The organism is Pedobacter terrae, assembly GCF_900100705.1.
GTDB classification, from domain to species: domain Bacteria; phylum Bacteroidota; class Bacteroidia; order Sphingobacteriales; family Sphingobacteriaceae; genus Pedobacter; species Pedobacter terrae.
In genome coordinates, this window is record NZ_FNCH01000021.1 from 79826 (window position 1) to 95967 (window position 16142).

At 39.6% G+C, this 16142-nt stretch carries 9 protein-coding genes; 3 read left to right on the forward strand and 6 right to left on the reverse strand.

What is annotated here, in order from left to right:
* Positions 1–16: 16 nt before the first annotated feature.
* Complete coding sequence (locus BLR60_RS20670) at positions 17–1888, forward strand: RagB/SusD family nutrient uptake outer membrane protein (RefSeq protein ID WP_090503384.1); 1872 nt, start codon at positions 17–19, stop codon at positions 1886–1888.
* 172 nt (positions 1889–2060) lie between these two features.
* Positions 2061–3347, forward strand: coding sequence for an MFS transporter (locus BLR60_RS20675; protein WP_090503387.1), 1287 nt, complete (start codon positions 2061–2063; stop codon positions 3345–3347).
* Between the two features lie 248 nt (positions 3348–3595).
* Here the strand turns inward: BLR60_RS20675 and BLR60_RS20680 are convergent, their stop codons facing one another.
* The 5 genes from BLR60_RS20680 to BLR60_RS20700 all read right to left on the reverse strand — a co-directional run bounded on the left by BLR60_RS20680 (position 3596) and on the right by BLR60_RS20700 (position 13751).
* Positions 3596–3811 (reverse strand): PLDc N-terminal domain-containing protein, encoded by a 216-nt coding sequence (locus BLR60_RS20680; RefSeq protein ID WP_090503388.1) that lies wholly within the window; start codon positions 3809–3811, stop codon positions 3596–3598.
* Positions 3812–3830: 19 nt separating this feature from the next.
* Positions 3831–5582: an ABC transporter ATP-binding protein gene (locus BLR60_RS20685; RefSeq protein WP_090503391.1), complete on the reverse strand. Its 1752-nt coding sequence runs from the start codon at positions 5580–5582 to the stop codon at positions 3831–3833.
* 102 nt (positions 5583–5684) lie between these two features.
* On the reverse strand, positions 5685–8909 hold the full coding sequence (locus BLR60_RS20690) for a TonB-dependent receptor (protein ID WP_090503393.1): 3225 nt from the start codon (positions 8907–8909) through the stop codon (positions 5685–5687).
* A gap of 515 nt (positions 8910–9424) precedes the next feature.
* Entirely contained in the window at positions 9425–10741 is a 1317-nt protein-coding gene (locus BLR60_RS20695) for an amidohydrolase family protein (RefSeq protein ID WP_090503396.1), read from the reverse strand.
* The gene (locus tag BLR60_RS20700) at positions 10731–13751 is read right to left on the reverse strand and encodes an amidohydrolase family protein (protein WP_090503400.1); all 3021 of its coding nucleotides are present in this window, start codon (positions 13749–13751) and stop codon (positions 10731–10733) included. The genes BLR60_RS20695 and BLR60_RS20700 overlap by 11 nt, the downstream gene beginning before the upstream one ends.
* 112 nt (positions 13752–13863) lie before the next feature.
* Between BLR60_RS20700 and BLR60_RS20705 the strand changes: the two genes are divergently transcribed.
* Entirely contained in the window at positions 13864–14307 is a 444-nt protein-coding gene (locus tag BLR60_RS20705) for a cytochrome B (RefSeq protein ID WP_090503402.1), read from the forward strand.
* 314 nt (positions 14308–14621) lie between these two features.
* Here the strand turns inward: BLR60_RS20705 and BLR60_RS20710 are convergent, their stop codons facing one another.
* Positions 14622–15647: an IS110 family RNA-guided transposase gene (locus BLR60_RS20710; protein WP_090503405.1), complete on the reverse strand. Its 1026-nt coding sequence runs from the start codon at positions 15645–15647 to the stop codon at positions 14622–14624.
* Positions 15648–16142 lie beyond the last annotated feature (495 nt).

The window sequence follows — 16142 nt, forward strand, 5'->3', positions numbered from 1 at the left end:
CGTTACAATCAAGAATATGAAAGCAATAAATAAAAATATCAAGTTCTATATATTAATTCTTACTACCTTTTTTGCAGCCTCCTGTAAGAAAGATTTTTTAGATGTAGATTCCCCTAGCCAGGTGCCGGCAGAGTCAGTATGGAAAGATCCTGCAACTGCGCAGGCCTTCGTTAACGATATCTATAATGGATTGGGTAATGGTGGTTTCTCCGAACAAATGCTGGCTTCGGTTTCTGATGAAGCATTATTTACACATCCTACCCGTGGTATCGATCTGATTAATAATGCAACTATTAATCCATCTACATTGGGATGGGTAGATGATACCTGGGGATACAAACAAATGTACACACGTATCAGGGCCTGTAATATTACCATCGAAAAAATAACCAGTGGCGATAATGGTTTGAGTAGCCAATCGTTAAAAGATCAGCTATTGGGAGAAGCTTATTTTTTAAGAGCTTACTACTATCAGCAGTTATTGCGTTATTATGGCGCAGTACCGCTTATCACAAAGATTTATGTGTTGGATGATGACTATAAAGTAAAAAGAAATACGTACGAAGAGTGTGTAAATTTCATTGTTAAAGATTGCGATGAAGCCAATAGATTGTTAACAGGTAAAACACTTGATAAAGGACGTACCACAGCGCTAGCTGCTTTAGCGCTAAAATCAAGGGTATTAATTTATGCTGCAAGCGACCTGCATGATAGGGCAAAACTTACTTCGAAAATTACAGGCATTGCCGCCCAAAAATTAGATTTTTTAAGTTATGCAAGTGGCGCCCAGGCAGACCGTTATCGTTTAGCACAAACTGCTGCTAAGGCAGTTATGGATTTAGGTACAGGATATAAATTAAATCTTTCTGCTCCCGCTACAGATGGCCAGTTAAATTATAAAAGCATTGCCATGGGTGGCGCAAGTAAAGCCCCTGGTATAGATGCTACCGCTTCATCGGAACTCATTTTTGCCCGATATTTTATTATCCAGAATAATATTAAACACGCGCAGCAAAATGGCCCTAATGGTTATCATAACTGGGCCGGTAATACCCCAATAGGTTTGCTGGTTGATGATTATGAGATGAAAGATGGCAGTAAATTTAGCTGGACAAATACCACACAAAAAGCTAATCCTTATCAGGATAGGGACCCTCGTTTTTATGCTACTATTTTATATGATGGAGCAGGTTGGAAACCACGTGATAAAGCTTCGGGAGATGTAGACCCGGCAAGCCAGATTCAAACTGGTATTTATGATTTGTTAGATGATAAAGGCAATAGATTTGATTTTAGAGGATTGGATACAAGAGCTAGTTCTATCGAAAACTGGAACGGAAGCTGGACAGGCTATTATTACCATAAGTTTATTGATCCGGATCCAACCATTGTAGATGCTTCTATGTCGCAGAATGTGCCATGGCCTTTCTTTAGATATACAGAAGCGGTATTTAATTATATTGAAGCAAGCATTGAGTTAGGAGAACTTAGTAATGCTACAACCTGGTTAAACAAAATCCGTTTCAGGGCAGGTATGCCTGCCGTAACCGCTACAGACCAGGCTGGACTTAGGGAAGTTTACCGTCACGAACGCCGTATCGAAATGGCTTACGAAGAACAACGTTATCATGATGCGCGTAGGTGGTTAATTGCTGCGGAAACACTAGGCCGTAAAACTACTTATATTAAAGTAACAGGTAAATTTAAGTCTGGAAAAACCATGACTGCTCCTTATCATTATGACCCAACCGTATATGATTATACTTATAATCCGGTTGAGGAAAATGCACAAGAAAACAGAACCTGGGACAATAAGCTTTATTTTAGGCCATTTAGCCGCGATGAAGTAAACAAAAATAATTTACTCGAACAAAATCCTGGTTACTAAGCTAGCCATACTTGATAACCCGATGAATAATTATTCATCGGGTTTTTTATGCTTTAAGGTGTAGGTTATTCCCCTGTTATTTTACTTATAAATAGAAAAATAAGCAATGTCGAGCATTTTTCTATTCCTTTATTTGATTTTCAAAGCTTAGTTTTGCAAATAATTTTTCTACATGGCAGATTCAGGCCCCAACCCCGTTATTGTAAAACCAGACCCATTTGCAGCTTTACGTTACAAAGAATTTCGATCATTCTTAGGCATGCGGTTCTTTTTTACGCTTGCTTATCAAATGCAGGCCGTTGTTATCGGTTATCATATCTATGATTTAACACACGATCCGTTAAAACTCGGTTTGGTTGGATTATGCGAGGCTATTCCAGCTATTGGTATTGCTTTATATGGTGGTTACATTGCCGATAAAAGTGAAAAACGTGGGTTGTTAATCAAGATATTTTCAGGTGTTTGGCTTGCATCAGTTTTAATGCTGATTATTACCAGTAAGTATCTTAACTTGCAAGAAAATCTGATTGTGCTGATTATGTATGGTTTGGTTTTCTGCATTGGCTTAGCCAGAGGGTTTTTTGGTCCGGCAACATTTTCTTTAATGGCCAAAATTGTACCTAAAGAGCTGTATCCGAACTCCAGTACATGGAACAGCAGCAGCTGGCAACTGGCTACTATTATTGGCCCGTTAGTTGGTGGTTTAGTGAATTGGTTATGGGGAATTACAGCAGCATATAGTGTAATTGTAGTTCTTGTTACCATCTCATTAATTTGCATATCTACCTTTAAAAAGCATCCAGCTACCTATGTGCCTACGCAGAATATCTTCCATAGTTTAAAAGAAGGAATACAGTTTGTTTTTAAAACCAAGATGATGGTTTGGGCCATGAGCTTAGATCTGTTTTCTGTGTTTTTTGGTGGGGCGGTAGCCCTGTTGCCTATATTTGCCAAAGATGTTTTTCATTTAGGGTCTTTTGGATTGGGCATGATGCGCGGTGCAGCATCTTCAGGGGCTGTAATTACTATGTTGGCCATGACACGCTTTTCACCAATGGGCAAACCTTGGCGTAACCTGCTAATTGCAGTAACAGGTTTCGGCCTCAGCATAATTTGCTATGGTTTATCTAAAAACTTCTATCTAACATTATTCTTCCTTTTTCTGGAGGGGTCGTTTGATAGTGTAAGTGTAATCATCAGGCAAACCATCATGCAATTGCTTACTCCAGATGAGATGCGTGGAAGGGTTTCGGCAGTAAACAGTATGTTTATTGGTTCATCTAACGAAATCGGCGAGTTTGAATCGGGTTTAACGGCTAAATTGATGAAGCTTGTTCCTGCAGTTGTTTTTGGAGGAAGCATGACGATTGCCATTGCTGGTATTACCTGGTTGAAAACAAGATCTTTAACCAAATTAAGCTTACAGGATATTAACGAGCAGACCGCTAAGGCTGTTTAATATAAAGAATCATCAACTTAATAGTTTGGATCTAGGCAGAATGATGCTTATTTATAGATAGGAAAGCAATAGTGTGCAAGGTTTTTCGTTAGCCCTGCCTTTCCTCCAATCTTTTTGTTAACGGTGGTATGGCTTGTTATTCCGTGCAACAAAAAGTATTTCCGTACAGTCAGGTTTAGTGCAATTAGGTTTTTGCTACTATTAACGGTTGGACAGGCTAGATGCAGAGTAAACGGTTGGATTAAAATTTAAAACTTCTTATTCTTACCCCATATAAGGTAGATAATCGAACCCAGAAAGGGCGCCAGCAGGATAATAATAAACCACAAAACCTTTACGCTGAAGCCCATTGAGCTATTTCTGGAGATATGATAAAGGGCTATCAAAATTAAGGCCAGCCATAAAATAGCGGGTATAATCACAAACAGCGCTATCTGGTTGCTATTGATTTCTGCTAATAACATTTAAAAAGATTTAATACTCTTAAGCTTCAACAATCCGCTCGCCAATTTGTTGGCGCCACATGGCCTGGTATAATCCGTTTTGTGCAATTAGCTCTTCGTGATTGCCGTGCTCAATAATATGCCCTTTTTCTAACACGTAAATTTTATCAGCATGTTTGATGGTTGATAAACGGTGCGCAATTAAAATGGTAATGTGATCGGTTAAATTGGAAACTGAACGAATGGTTTTGGTGATCTCCTCTTCTGTAATTGAATCCAGCGAAGAAGTTGCCTCATCAAAAACCAGAATATCAGGCTGGCGTAATAATGCCCTGGCGATCGATAAACGTTGTTTCTCACCACCTGAAACCTTTACCCCACCTTCGCCAATTAACGAATCCAAACCTTTATCAGCCCTGGCCAATAAAGTTTGACAAGCAGCCTGGTTTAATACCTTATAACATTCCTCATCAGTAGCTGTAGGGTTTACAAATAACAGGTTTTCTCTTATCGTCCCCGAAAATAACTGTGTGTCTTGCGTTACGAAACCAATTTTCTCACGTAAGGCATCCAAATCGATATCATTACTAGGAATGCCATTATATAAAATCTCACCCTCTTTTGCCGGGTATAAACCCACCAATAGTTTTACCAGTGTGCTTTTTCCAGAGCCTGAAGGACCAACAAATGCAATAGTTTGGCCGTGATGCGTTTTAAAAGAAATATTTTCTAAAGCATTTCTATTGGCCGTTAGGTGTTTGAAACCAACGTTACTAAAGGTTAGATCTTTAATTTTTGCGATCGAAGTTGGGTTATCAGGTTTTTTATCAATTGGTGTACTTAAAATCTTTTTAAAGTTGCCTAGTGAAACTTCAGCCTCACGCCAGGTTAAAATTACGTTGCCAAGCTCCTGTAGCGGACCAAAAAGGAAGAAGGAGTAAAAAAGGAATGAAAAATATTGTCCGGCCGAAATGGTATTGTCGAAAATAAGCAAGAGCAGCACCAGCACCATGGTACTACGCACCAAATTTACGGTAGTGCCCTGAACAAAACTCATACTGCGTACATATTTCACTTTTTTAAGCTCCAAACCAAGTATTTTATAGGTGGTTTTGTTCAACCTTTCAATTTCCTGATCGGCCAGGCCTAAACTTTTAACCAGTTCGATATTTCTTAAAGATTCTGTGGTAGAGCCTGCCAGAGCTGTAGTTTCACCAACTATAGAGCGTTGTATAGTTTTAATTTTGCGGCTCAAAAACCAGCTTACAAAACTGATGATCGGAATAGCGGAGAAATAAACCAGCGTAACTTTGTAGCTCACCGAAACCGAATACACGATAACGAAAATCATTCCGATTAAACTGACAAAAAGAATACTGATAAAGGAAGTAATAAACTTCTCAGAATCTAAGCGTACTTTTTGTAAAATACCCAAAGTTTCACCACTGCGCTGATCTTCGAAAACCTGATAAGGTAATTTTAGCGAGTGCTGCAAACCATCAGCATACATTTTTGCGCCGACTTTTTGTACGATCACGCTGGTGAAGTAATCCTGAAAGTTTTTGGCAATCCGCGATACCATGGCGGCACCAATAGCAAGACCAATTAAACCCAGCGAACCCCAAAGGTATTGCGTGTAAGTGAGCGTATCTTTTTTATTGATAAAGCGGTCTAAAATCCGACCGGTAATATATGGATCTAAAAGTGAAAAGCCAATATTGAAACCTGCAAGCAATAGCGCCAGAACCACAACCCACTTGTGTTGTTTCAGGTAGTCTAATAATAATCCCATTAAAGTTTTGTTGTTTTAAATACAAACATAAAAAAAGGGAACGGATAAAAATCCATTCCCTTTTTTTATGACTTTAAGCTAAGATACTTAGCTAACATTTGTTTAAAATCCGTAACGTAAACCAATTTGTGCCTGCCAAGGATTACCTGATGGTGTCACTAAACCGCTATTATTGATCCGGTAATTGAATTGACGCTTAGTCGTATCGTAATTGGCTACTGCAGGAGTTATTTCAGTGCCTGCAGCGTCTTTTACTGCTGGAATTCCCAAACCATAAATAGCCTGTGTGCCTAAGGTTTCTGAAGTACCCCAGGTTTTCTTAAATAAGTTGGCCACGTTAAACAAGTCGCCAGAAATTTCAACACTTTGCTTTTTACCTGGTCCGAATTTAATCTGGTAAGCCAATCTTAAATCAATCGTACCGTAAAAACCGTTAATACCACCATTACGTTCTGCAAATGTGCCTTCGTATTTTAGGATATAATCTTTTAAACTTTTGCTTGCAAGTGGATTATCCAATAATGCTTGTAATCCGTTGCGAACATTTGCTGGTGTACTTGGGTTATTTCTGTCGAAAATGAAAGCCAGATCGTTTGTAGATACGAAATCGCCGTTGGTATTGCTGCCCGAAAGCAAGCTATATCTTGTACCGCCAATGGCCGAATAACGCACACCTGCTTTAATGCCATGGAATGATGGTAATGTACCATAAATGATCACCTTATTCCGGAACTGACCATTAGAATAGGTCATTTTGCTTAAATTTCTTGGGTCATCAACTACCGGCAAAGATAAAGTTGCAGAGTTGGCTACGTTACCATTGTACGAAGTATTGTCTTTGGCATCATTCCAGGTATAACTTGCAGTAATTTCCCCGTCTTTAAAATATTTCCACGTACCATCAACAACGATGGCAAATTGGTTTACTTTGCCCTTACTGTTTAATTCTAGCACTCTGCCAAAGGTGTTAGTTGTTAAACGGCCTGTTTTCCAGTCTGCTACTCCATTTGATGGAATTGATGGAACAAAAACGCCTCTATTGCCCTCGTTCGCTAAAGTAAAGTATGGATTGGCCGCCATGTTTCTGTCTACATACATGTAGTTATTGCGGGCCAATGTGGCATAACCGGTAATGCCAATACGTATTTTCTCGTTGATTAATTTGTTGTACGATAAGTTGGCTTTATACACTACCGGTAATTTTGCATCATCAGCATAAGTGTTTATAGTTGCCAGTTGTGAACCCGGTAATGCAGGTGCGGTAACTGTACCATTTCTGTAGCCTGCAAAATCTGGTGTTGGAATCCCAGAAGTTATATCAACCGTTCCAAAATGTTTTCCATCAAAAGTAAGGTTGTTAATGGTTACGTAGTTGTTCACATCTGATCCGAAAATTCCTGCTCCTAAACGAACATAATCGGTATGTTTTTCGTTTACATCCCAGTCCAACTGGATACGTGGCTGAATTAAAAACTGTTTTAATTCATTATCAGTTCTCACACCAATAGCATCATATAACTGTTGGTTAAGTGGCGATGTTGGGTATTTGCTATAATCTAAACGCAAACCTCCCGTAAAATCTAAACCTTTACCTAATTTGGTTTGCATCTGGCCATAAATGGCCGAGTTTAATAATTTACCGGTTACAGTAGGATCAGCTACCAATGGCACTTCCCTGTAGTAACGGTTAGGGATTAAATTATTAAAATTTTGCACTGAACTTTGTACGTTTCCAGCTTCTTTTGTACCTGAGTTAGTAAATTCAAACCTTCCGTTTACTTCGCTGCCATACAATGATTTTGCATGGGTGTACATAATATCGATACCAAAGGTGTATTTAATTTTATCAGTATTATAATAAATATTATCAACCAACTGAAAAACATTATTGGTAAAACCTTCTTGTCCGAAACGGTGACCGCCAATCTGGATAGCAGTAGTTACATTGCTGCCATTTGATAAAGTTGAAGGAACATTATTTACAATTGCTCTTGGTATGGCGTAAGACAATTCATCGTTTTGTGTACTGGCCTGGAAAGTATATAAATGCTGTACTTTTAACTCGTTTGTAACCTTGCTACTCACTGTAGAACGAAGTGTTGCTAACAAACTGTTGTCAACATTTTTATCGTTCCCGTAACTTTCGTAAAAATTGATCGCAGTATTATCTGCAAGCCCAAGCGGGTTTCTATCATTGGTATAATTATCCCGAACGGTTAATAAGTTCTTGTCATCAATTTGCCAGTCTAAACGCAAGAAACCAGCATCGGTTCCTCTTTTCTTATCGAATGAGCCATATTGAGGTGTATTGGCCACGCCATATTTATTTCTGGCAACAGTTAAAAAGTCTTTTAATGTTGTATTAGTAACGTTGAAACGGGCCTCATCTGCTAATGAATTGATATCGGCAATAATTAAAGGACGCGAATCTCTCTGGTGATCCCAGGCTGCAAAATAATGTAATTTATCCTTAATAATTGGGCCACCTAAACTAAATCCATATTGATAAGTAGAGAAATCATTTACCCTTTTGTTGCCCCTGATGTCGTATTGGCTCGCTAAAAAATCAGCTCTGTTATAAGCGAATGCACTACCTGTAACCTGATTAGTACCTGATTTGGTTACGGCACTAATTGTACCGCCACCAGCACGGCCTAAACTTACATCATATTGATTAGTAACTACTTTAAATTCCCGAACACTTTCGATTGAGATGGAATATGGCGCACCGCTACGGCTGTTTGTGCTTCCTGCTGAAGTAGGGTTTTTTGCGGTCATACCATCAATAGTAAAGTTGGTAGAAGAGCCCAGCTGACCCGCAATACCACTTGCTCCCGATAGTGGTGATAAATCTGTTAAGCTCGAAAAATTACGGCCGTTTACTGGTAATAAGTTCATCGTTTTAGATGAAATCTCCGTAGATGCACCAAACTGCTGCACTTTATTTCTTAACGAAGATCCGTTGATCTCTACCCCACCGAGGTTTTGAGCAGTTTCCTGCATATTAATGGCAACCTTTACCGCATCGCCCTGGTTTAGCATGTAGCCTGTTCTGTTTTGTTCGGCGTAACCGATGTAGATGGCTTTAACCGTGTAAGGCCCACCCAAAGGAAGCTCTTTAAAGGTATACTCACCCTGGGCGTTAGTTGATGTTCTGGTGCTAAAACCAGTAGAATTGTTCCGGATCTGTACCGAAACACCAGGGATGGGTTTCTTTTGTTCATCCGTCACAATTCCGGAAATTGATGCCTGTGTGGTTTGTGCAATTGCCGAATTAGCGGCATAGCATAAAAACAGGATCACTGCAATTAGTAAATTTTTAATCATGATCAGTTTTTTGATTTGTTATCTGACCGCAAAGGTGTTATTGTAGTGTTAAGCTGATGATGATTTTATATTATAAAATAGTTTAGAAATGTGGTCGATGTTAAGAAAACAGTATCAACGGCATTTGAACAGTTTGTTTGTGCGTTTTTTTAGATTTTATAAATGTCTTTTAATGTATTGTGCTTGTGTGAAAATTTATAGGTTTACAGTTTTTGAGATAAGTTTAATTTCAAAAAATGAATGAACATATTGTATCGAACAAACTTATTCCAGTATAGGACACAGCAATAGCAGCATAACTGTTGCGACGGACTTTCGACGGGGTTAAGTCGGACTTAGGTCGGACTTGTGACAATTGTACTCGACTAAAAACCGTCATAATGTTGAATATACTTTAACCGAAATTTATACCAGTTGATACCATAGTATAGTTCGGTTAAGCCACAGATTCTATAATAAAAAAACCTCTATCGAAATTAATCGATGGAGGTTTGGTAAATTAAAATGGATTAAAGCTACTTCTTCTCAGCAGCATATTTATCGCTAAACTTTTTATCCAATTGTTTGTGCAGGTTATCAAGATTGAGATCCCTGCCTTGAATAAAAGCCTGTTCTACTTTATTGGTTCGCATATCTAAAGCATCACCGGTAGAAATAAAGAAGGTAGCATCTTTACCTGTTTCAATGCTACCCGTGGTTTTATCAACCCCCATCGCTTTTGCTGCATTTAAGGTGATGGTAGATAGCGCCTTTTCTTTATCCAGGCCCCAGGCTGTAACTGTTCCGGCCATAAAAGGCAGGTTGCGTTGTTGCCAGTAACCATCAATACTCAATACCACGTTTAAACCTGCATTGGCCAATACGGCAGCATTTTTATAAGGCATGTTTACATCATCATCATTGTTGTTGGGTAAAGCATGAGGTTGTTTCACCACAAGCGTAATGTTGTTGTCTTTCAGGAAATCGATGATCAAATACGCTTCATCTGCACCGGTGATTACTGGTGTGATGCCGAATTTCCTGGCGAAATTAACGGCTGCAACAATATCCTTCTGACTATCAGCCGCGATAAATAATTTCTCGTTTCCTGAGAATACTTTTTTCATCGCCTCGAAACGGGTGTTAATTACTTCTGGTTTGCCCATTTCGGAATAGGCTTTTGCTTCAGCAAAAAACGACGTTAACTGCGCAATGGCCGCCTGTGTTCTTTCGGCTAAAGCTTCTGGCGACTGTTGTGGGCGGCCGAAACCACCAAAACCACCTCTAAAACGTGGTGTAACTGGCCAGGTCATGTGCATGGCATCGTCAGTTTTAAGCGCTGCGTCTTCCCAGTTCCAGGCATCAAGCTGAACCACTGATGAGCTACCTGAAACCATTCCGCCTTGCGGTGTTGGCTGTGCCATTAAAATTCCATTGCTGCGTAAAGTTGCCGGAACTTTCGAATCGGTATTGTAGGCAACGATGGAACGTATGTGTGAATTAAAATCCCCGATTTCCTGGAAATCTAATGTGGCTTTTACAGCTTCAATTTCGGTTAATCCTAAATTGGTTGTTGCGGCAATAAAGCCCGGGTAAATGTGTTTGCCTATAGCTGCAATGCGCATAACATCGTCTTGAGGTATCTGCCCATTGGCGCTAACTGAAATAATTTTCCCATTACCAAAAAGAATGGTCCCGTTTTCAATCACCGTTCCATTGCCAACATGTATAGTTGCACCTGTAATGGCGATGGTTTTGCTTTGTTTTTTAGCTGGCGAAATGTTTGCCTGCGCAAAACACATCAGGCTTGTCGCCGATAAAGCCAGACTGAATAAGTATTGTTTAGTGTGCATGTTCTTTCTCGGTTAATTCTGCTGAATAGTTTTCTAAAGTTTCGCAATTGTACAGGCGGGGTGCATCGCCTAATGGGCGCTGTGTACGGCTACCTTTACTTTTACGCTCCAACATTTTCTGGATCAAACGGGCTTTTTCAGTCTGCATGGCTTTAATTACCTGTGCATCTTTCTCGATATCCCAATACGCAATGCCATCTACAAAAGTTTTCTCGGCCCTGGCATAAATAGAAAGTGGATTGGCGGTCCAGATCACCACATCGGCATCTTTGCCTGCTTTTAAACTGCCCACTTGATCATCAATGTGCAGCATTTTTGCCGAGTTTAGGGTTACAAACTTAAAGGCATCTTCTTCAGGAACGTTACCGTATAAAACTGATTTACCTGCTTCCTGGTTTAAGTGACGGGCCATTTCTGCATCATCCGAATTAAAAGCTGTGGTAACGCCAACATTATGCATTATTTTTCCGTTGTAAGGAATAGCTTCAGCCACTTCATTTTTATAAGCCCACCAATCGGAGAAGGTTGAGCCGGCAATGCCATGCGCTTTCATTTTATCGGCCACTTTGTACCCCTCTAAAATGTGTGTAAAAGTATTAATCTTAAAGCCTAAGCTATCCGCTACATGGATGAGCATGTTAATTTCGCTCTGTACGTAAGAGTGGCAGGTGATAAAACGTTTGTTGTTTAGAATTTCTACAATCGCATCCAATTCTAAATCTCTACGTACGCCGTTACCTTTCACGGAGCGCGCTTTGGCATATTCTTTTGCACGGGTAAATTCATCGACAAAGGTTTGTTCAACACCCATCCGCGTAACCGGGAAACGGGCGCCTGTGCCAAAATTACTTTGCTTCACATTCTCCCCCAATGCAAATTTGATAAAACCATCTGCACCTGCAAATTTCAGTTCTTCCGGAGATTTACCCCAACGTAGTTTGATTAATTGCGACTGACCACCGATTGGATTAGCAGAGCCATGTAAAATGTGAGAAGTGGTTACCCCACCAGCCAGCTGACGGTAAATGTTTACATCTTCAGAGTTGATGATGTCGGCAACACGTACTTCAGCCGAGACCGATTGCGCACCTTCATTGATTCCTCCAGCGCCTGCAATGTGCGAGTGTTCGTCTATAATGCCTGCTGTAACATGTTTTCCGGTGGCATCGATTACTTTTGCACCGCTGGCTGAAAGGTTTTTCCCAACAGCTTTAATTTTCCCGTTTTCTAAGAGTACATCAGCATTTTGAAGGATACCATCTTTTTCATTCGTCCAAACGGTACCATTTTTAATCAGTACGGTTTCTTGTTTTGAGAGCTCAGCACTACCAAAAGCGGAAAAGGGATAAATAACCGGTCCAACCGCCAATATTGGTTTAGGTTCTTCTTTTTTGGGAGTTTCTGTAACCGCCTCTTTATAAGTAGCTGTAAATTTACCTGTGGTACCATCGGCCAGTGCCGATTCGCCTTTTATCGTAACCGGGTTTGCTGAGGTAATGTAACCGCTCAAACGGACATCACCCTTAGGATTTTTCTTTAAATTGAAATTGATGCTTATCCAATCACCGTTTCTGGTAAAGGTCGCTGTGGTTTTAGCGCTATCTACGCCAACCCTTTCAATTGCTGCTATAGATCCACCTCCTGTGCCGGTTATTTTTAAAGTTAAAGCACCCACGCCATCAACATTTAAATTGTAAGAACCACGTAGGTCGCTTACATCTATCTTGTTTACAATGAAACGTTTGCCTTGTACCCAGTTTTCAAAAATGATGTTTTCTTTTTTGAAAAGGCTATCTGATGAGATCAAAAAGTTGGCTATTTTTCCTTTTTCAAGCGATCCTACTTTGTCAGTGATGCCCAAAAGTGAAGCAGGGATTTCTGTAACCGATTGTAGGGCCTGTTTTTCAGTCAGACCATTTTCTATCGCTGTGCGGATGTTCGCCCAGAAATCGCGACTGTTTTCTAAACCAAATGATGTTAAAGCAAATTTAATTCCCGCTTTTTCTAATGTTGCCGGATTGGTTGGTGCCAGTTCCCAGCCTTTCATTTGTGATAGGGTTACATTTCTGGCCTCTGCCGGATCGTCCACATCGTAAGCTTTAGGGAAAGTTAGCGGAATGATTAAACTTGCCCCGGTAGCTTTAACTTCATTAATGCGTTGGTATTCATCACCAGTAGATTTAATGATGTATTTCTTGCCAAACTCTTTCGCGATTTTATCTGCACGCAGGATGTTCTGCCATCCATCAACTTCAAAAATCTGCGGGATATTTTGTTGCTTACCAAATTCATCCAACGAAATGTTATATTCATCTTTTTGTTTGCCATACCATTCTGCATCGTAATAGGTTTGGCGCAATAAAGCAATAGAACCCATTAAGGAAGTAGGGTAATCGTTTGATGAACTTCCTTTATTGAATGAATAGTTTGCTGCGGTTTGGTCTTTTAAAAACACACTGTTGTCGGCACCCTCGTTTAAGGTTACCGCGGCAGAAATACCGCGTGCAATGCCATCACGATTGATTACATTTACACTTCCAAAACCAACCTTACGTAATTCGTCTGCCTTTTTACTGTCGGTAGAAAAAATGCTTTTTACATCAGTTTCAGGTCTGATGGCTTCATTCCATCCATAAGCACCTTTTTTGGTCGAGATAAAAATAGATTGACGCTGACCACCAAAATTGCGTTGTTGCACAGGCGCTTCGGTGAGGCCGTAGCTGCTAAAAGCATCAATCAGTGATGGATAAATGAATTTTCCTTTTAAATCGATCACCACATAACCTTTTGGCACGGCTAAGCCGGTTCCAACAGCCTGAATGGTTTGTCCTTTAATTAAAAGGGTTGCATTTGTTAAAGTTTGGTTGGCATTTACTACTATCGTTGCGTTGGTGAAGGCAAACATTCCAGGTCGGGTATCAAAAGAGCCGTTAACAGGGAAAGAGGTTTGCTGTGCAAACAGAAATGTAGCAGAAAATACCAGCCCAAAGGCAAGTAAAATTTTCTTCATAATAAGCTTTAGGTTTAATTTGTTTAAAACTAATATAAATAAGCGTTCATTTTACAGAATATCCTCTTTTTTACAATTAATGCCTACTTTTGATTAATCATATTTTAGAAAAATGTATAATATCTTAAAATCTGCGCACTCGGGATGGCGCTACATCGTATTGATTTTATTGGTTATCGCGGTAGTCAACGCGCTATCGGGCTGGTTTGGAAAAAAAACATACACAGAGGGTAACCGCAAATTGAATGTGTTCACGCTGATTAGTGCGCATATCCAATTTTTGATTGGTTTGGTCTTATTCTTTCTAAGTCCGCTAACCAAATTGCCGATGAGCGATGCCATTGGCCGCTATTTTAAAGCTGAGCATACTTCGATGATGCTTATTGCAATTATTTTAATCACAGTTGGTAACGCAAAGTCGAAAAAAGTAACAGATGCTATAGCGAAGCACCGCACTATTGCTATTTTCTTCGGATTGGCACTGGTTCTAATTATTGTAGCTATTCTATTAATGGTTAAGGCAGTTCCAGGAAAAACTTTTTTTGGGATTTCTTAACTGAAAATATCCTGTAATTGATATGAAATCCCGTTTTAAAAGAGCGGTATTTTTTTATTGCTAAGCTGTCATGCTGAATGCAATGAAGCATCTGAAAGCGAAGACTACAGGTTATTGAATACCGCCTTATATAAAAGTTCCCTCGCTGCGCTACCATTGACAGAATCCACTAGTTCGGTCGTCTTCTAGCGCATGTGGTAACCACGAAGATTCTGTGTTTATCTCCAAATAATTTTTAACTTTATTTCTTAAAGGCAGCTCTAAGCTAGCTTCATTAGGGCAGTTCATTTTTTAATGGCTGCTCTAAACATTTGTTACCTCTCTATCGCGATCTTATTATAGTCAATATCAAAGCGTTTATCCGTTTTGTATATGGTGTATATAAGTCCGAGAATTTTTTTTTGTACGGCCACCACTGCCTTCATTTTGATCCCGTGTTTGGATACAAGACGAACAAATATTGCTTTATGGTTTGCATTGTGCCTTATGGCTGTTATTGCCGGCATATGCATCGCTTTCCTTAAATGCCTGTTACCTCTTTTGGATATCTTTGGTTTCCCTTTTACAGAGGTTCCGGATTCCTTTACCCTTACATCAAGTCCACTATAACTTATCAATTGCTTTTTGTTTTTTATCAGTTCGAATCCATTTGTTTCAGCAAGGGCAATTATGGCTGTTAATTTACCTACCCCAGGTATAGACGTGATAAGGTCTATCTTTCTAGCCAGTTCTGCATCCTCTTTTACGGTTTTGGAGAGGTCGGTTTCGATCTCCAGTTCCTGTTTATTGATGAGCTGGATACGCTTGGATATCCTTTTTATACTGCTCTGGTTTGGGAATTTCTCCGCCATCTCGGCATGCAATTGATTTTTCAGGGCTGTTCTGTCTGTAATCAGCTGGTCTCTTTCACGGGTAAGCTGTTTCAGGTGTCTGAATATTTTTTTGGGTTGTAACCAGTCTTCCAGTTTCCGTTCCAGTCCAAACTGACATATCGCCTGCGAAGCGGTCTTGTCTGTAATTGTCCTTACATCCAATGTCCTAAAATAATTGCTGATCTTGTTTGGAAGTACAATACTGATCTGTTTTCCCTGATCTGAAAGATAATAAGCCAGATGTTCATGATAAACCCCGGTTGCCTCCATTACATATCGTACCTTAATATCTTTTACCGTCTTTTTCTCAGCCCATGAGGTAAGGCTGCCAAAACCGGCTACAGTATTTGCAAATATTTTATAGGCATATATATCAACGCCTGTGTCGTGGTTCATCCTGCCAAGGGAGACCACTAATTCATTTTGTGCTACATCAATGCCTACAACCTGTTTTACAATTTCTGCCATAAATTTTTAATTAAATTAGCAAAAGTGAACTGTCTCCCTTCATCTTCTCTCCTGATCGGATATCCTGGCTGTACATCAACATATGTACGCCTTACATTCTGTTCAGACTCTAAAAGACAAGAAAGAGTGAGGTGCTATCTTCGTGAGAACATGCTATATAGAAGCTGTTTAGGCTCAGATCCACTCTCACTCTTTTTCACTTAAGTATTGCTAATTTATCTCTTTTTTGATTTGAGAACAAACATAGGAGTGCTCAGCGAAGCTAATCTTAACGCACGTTTTAAGATTCCCATCCGAGCCATCGGATCAAGTTGGGAATGACGATTCTTGATGGATATTACCTAATTAAATTTTATCTGTCAATCATATTGATTTTTATAAGATAAATTATCCCTCAGGATTGTAGATGTTATATAATTCGGTAACAGAATCATAATTATTAAATTGATTCTGTTATGCCAATAAACACCAATGATTTTACTGTTGAGCGGAAGT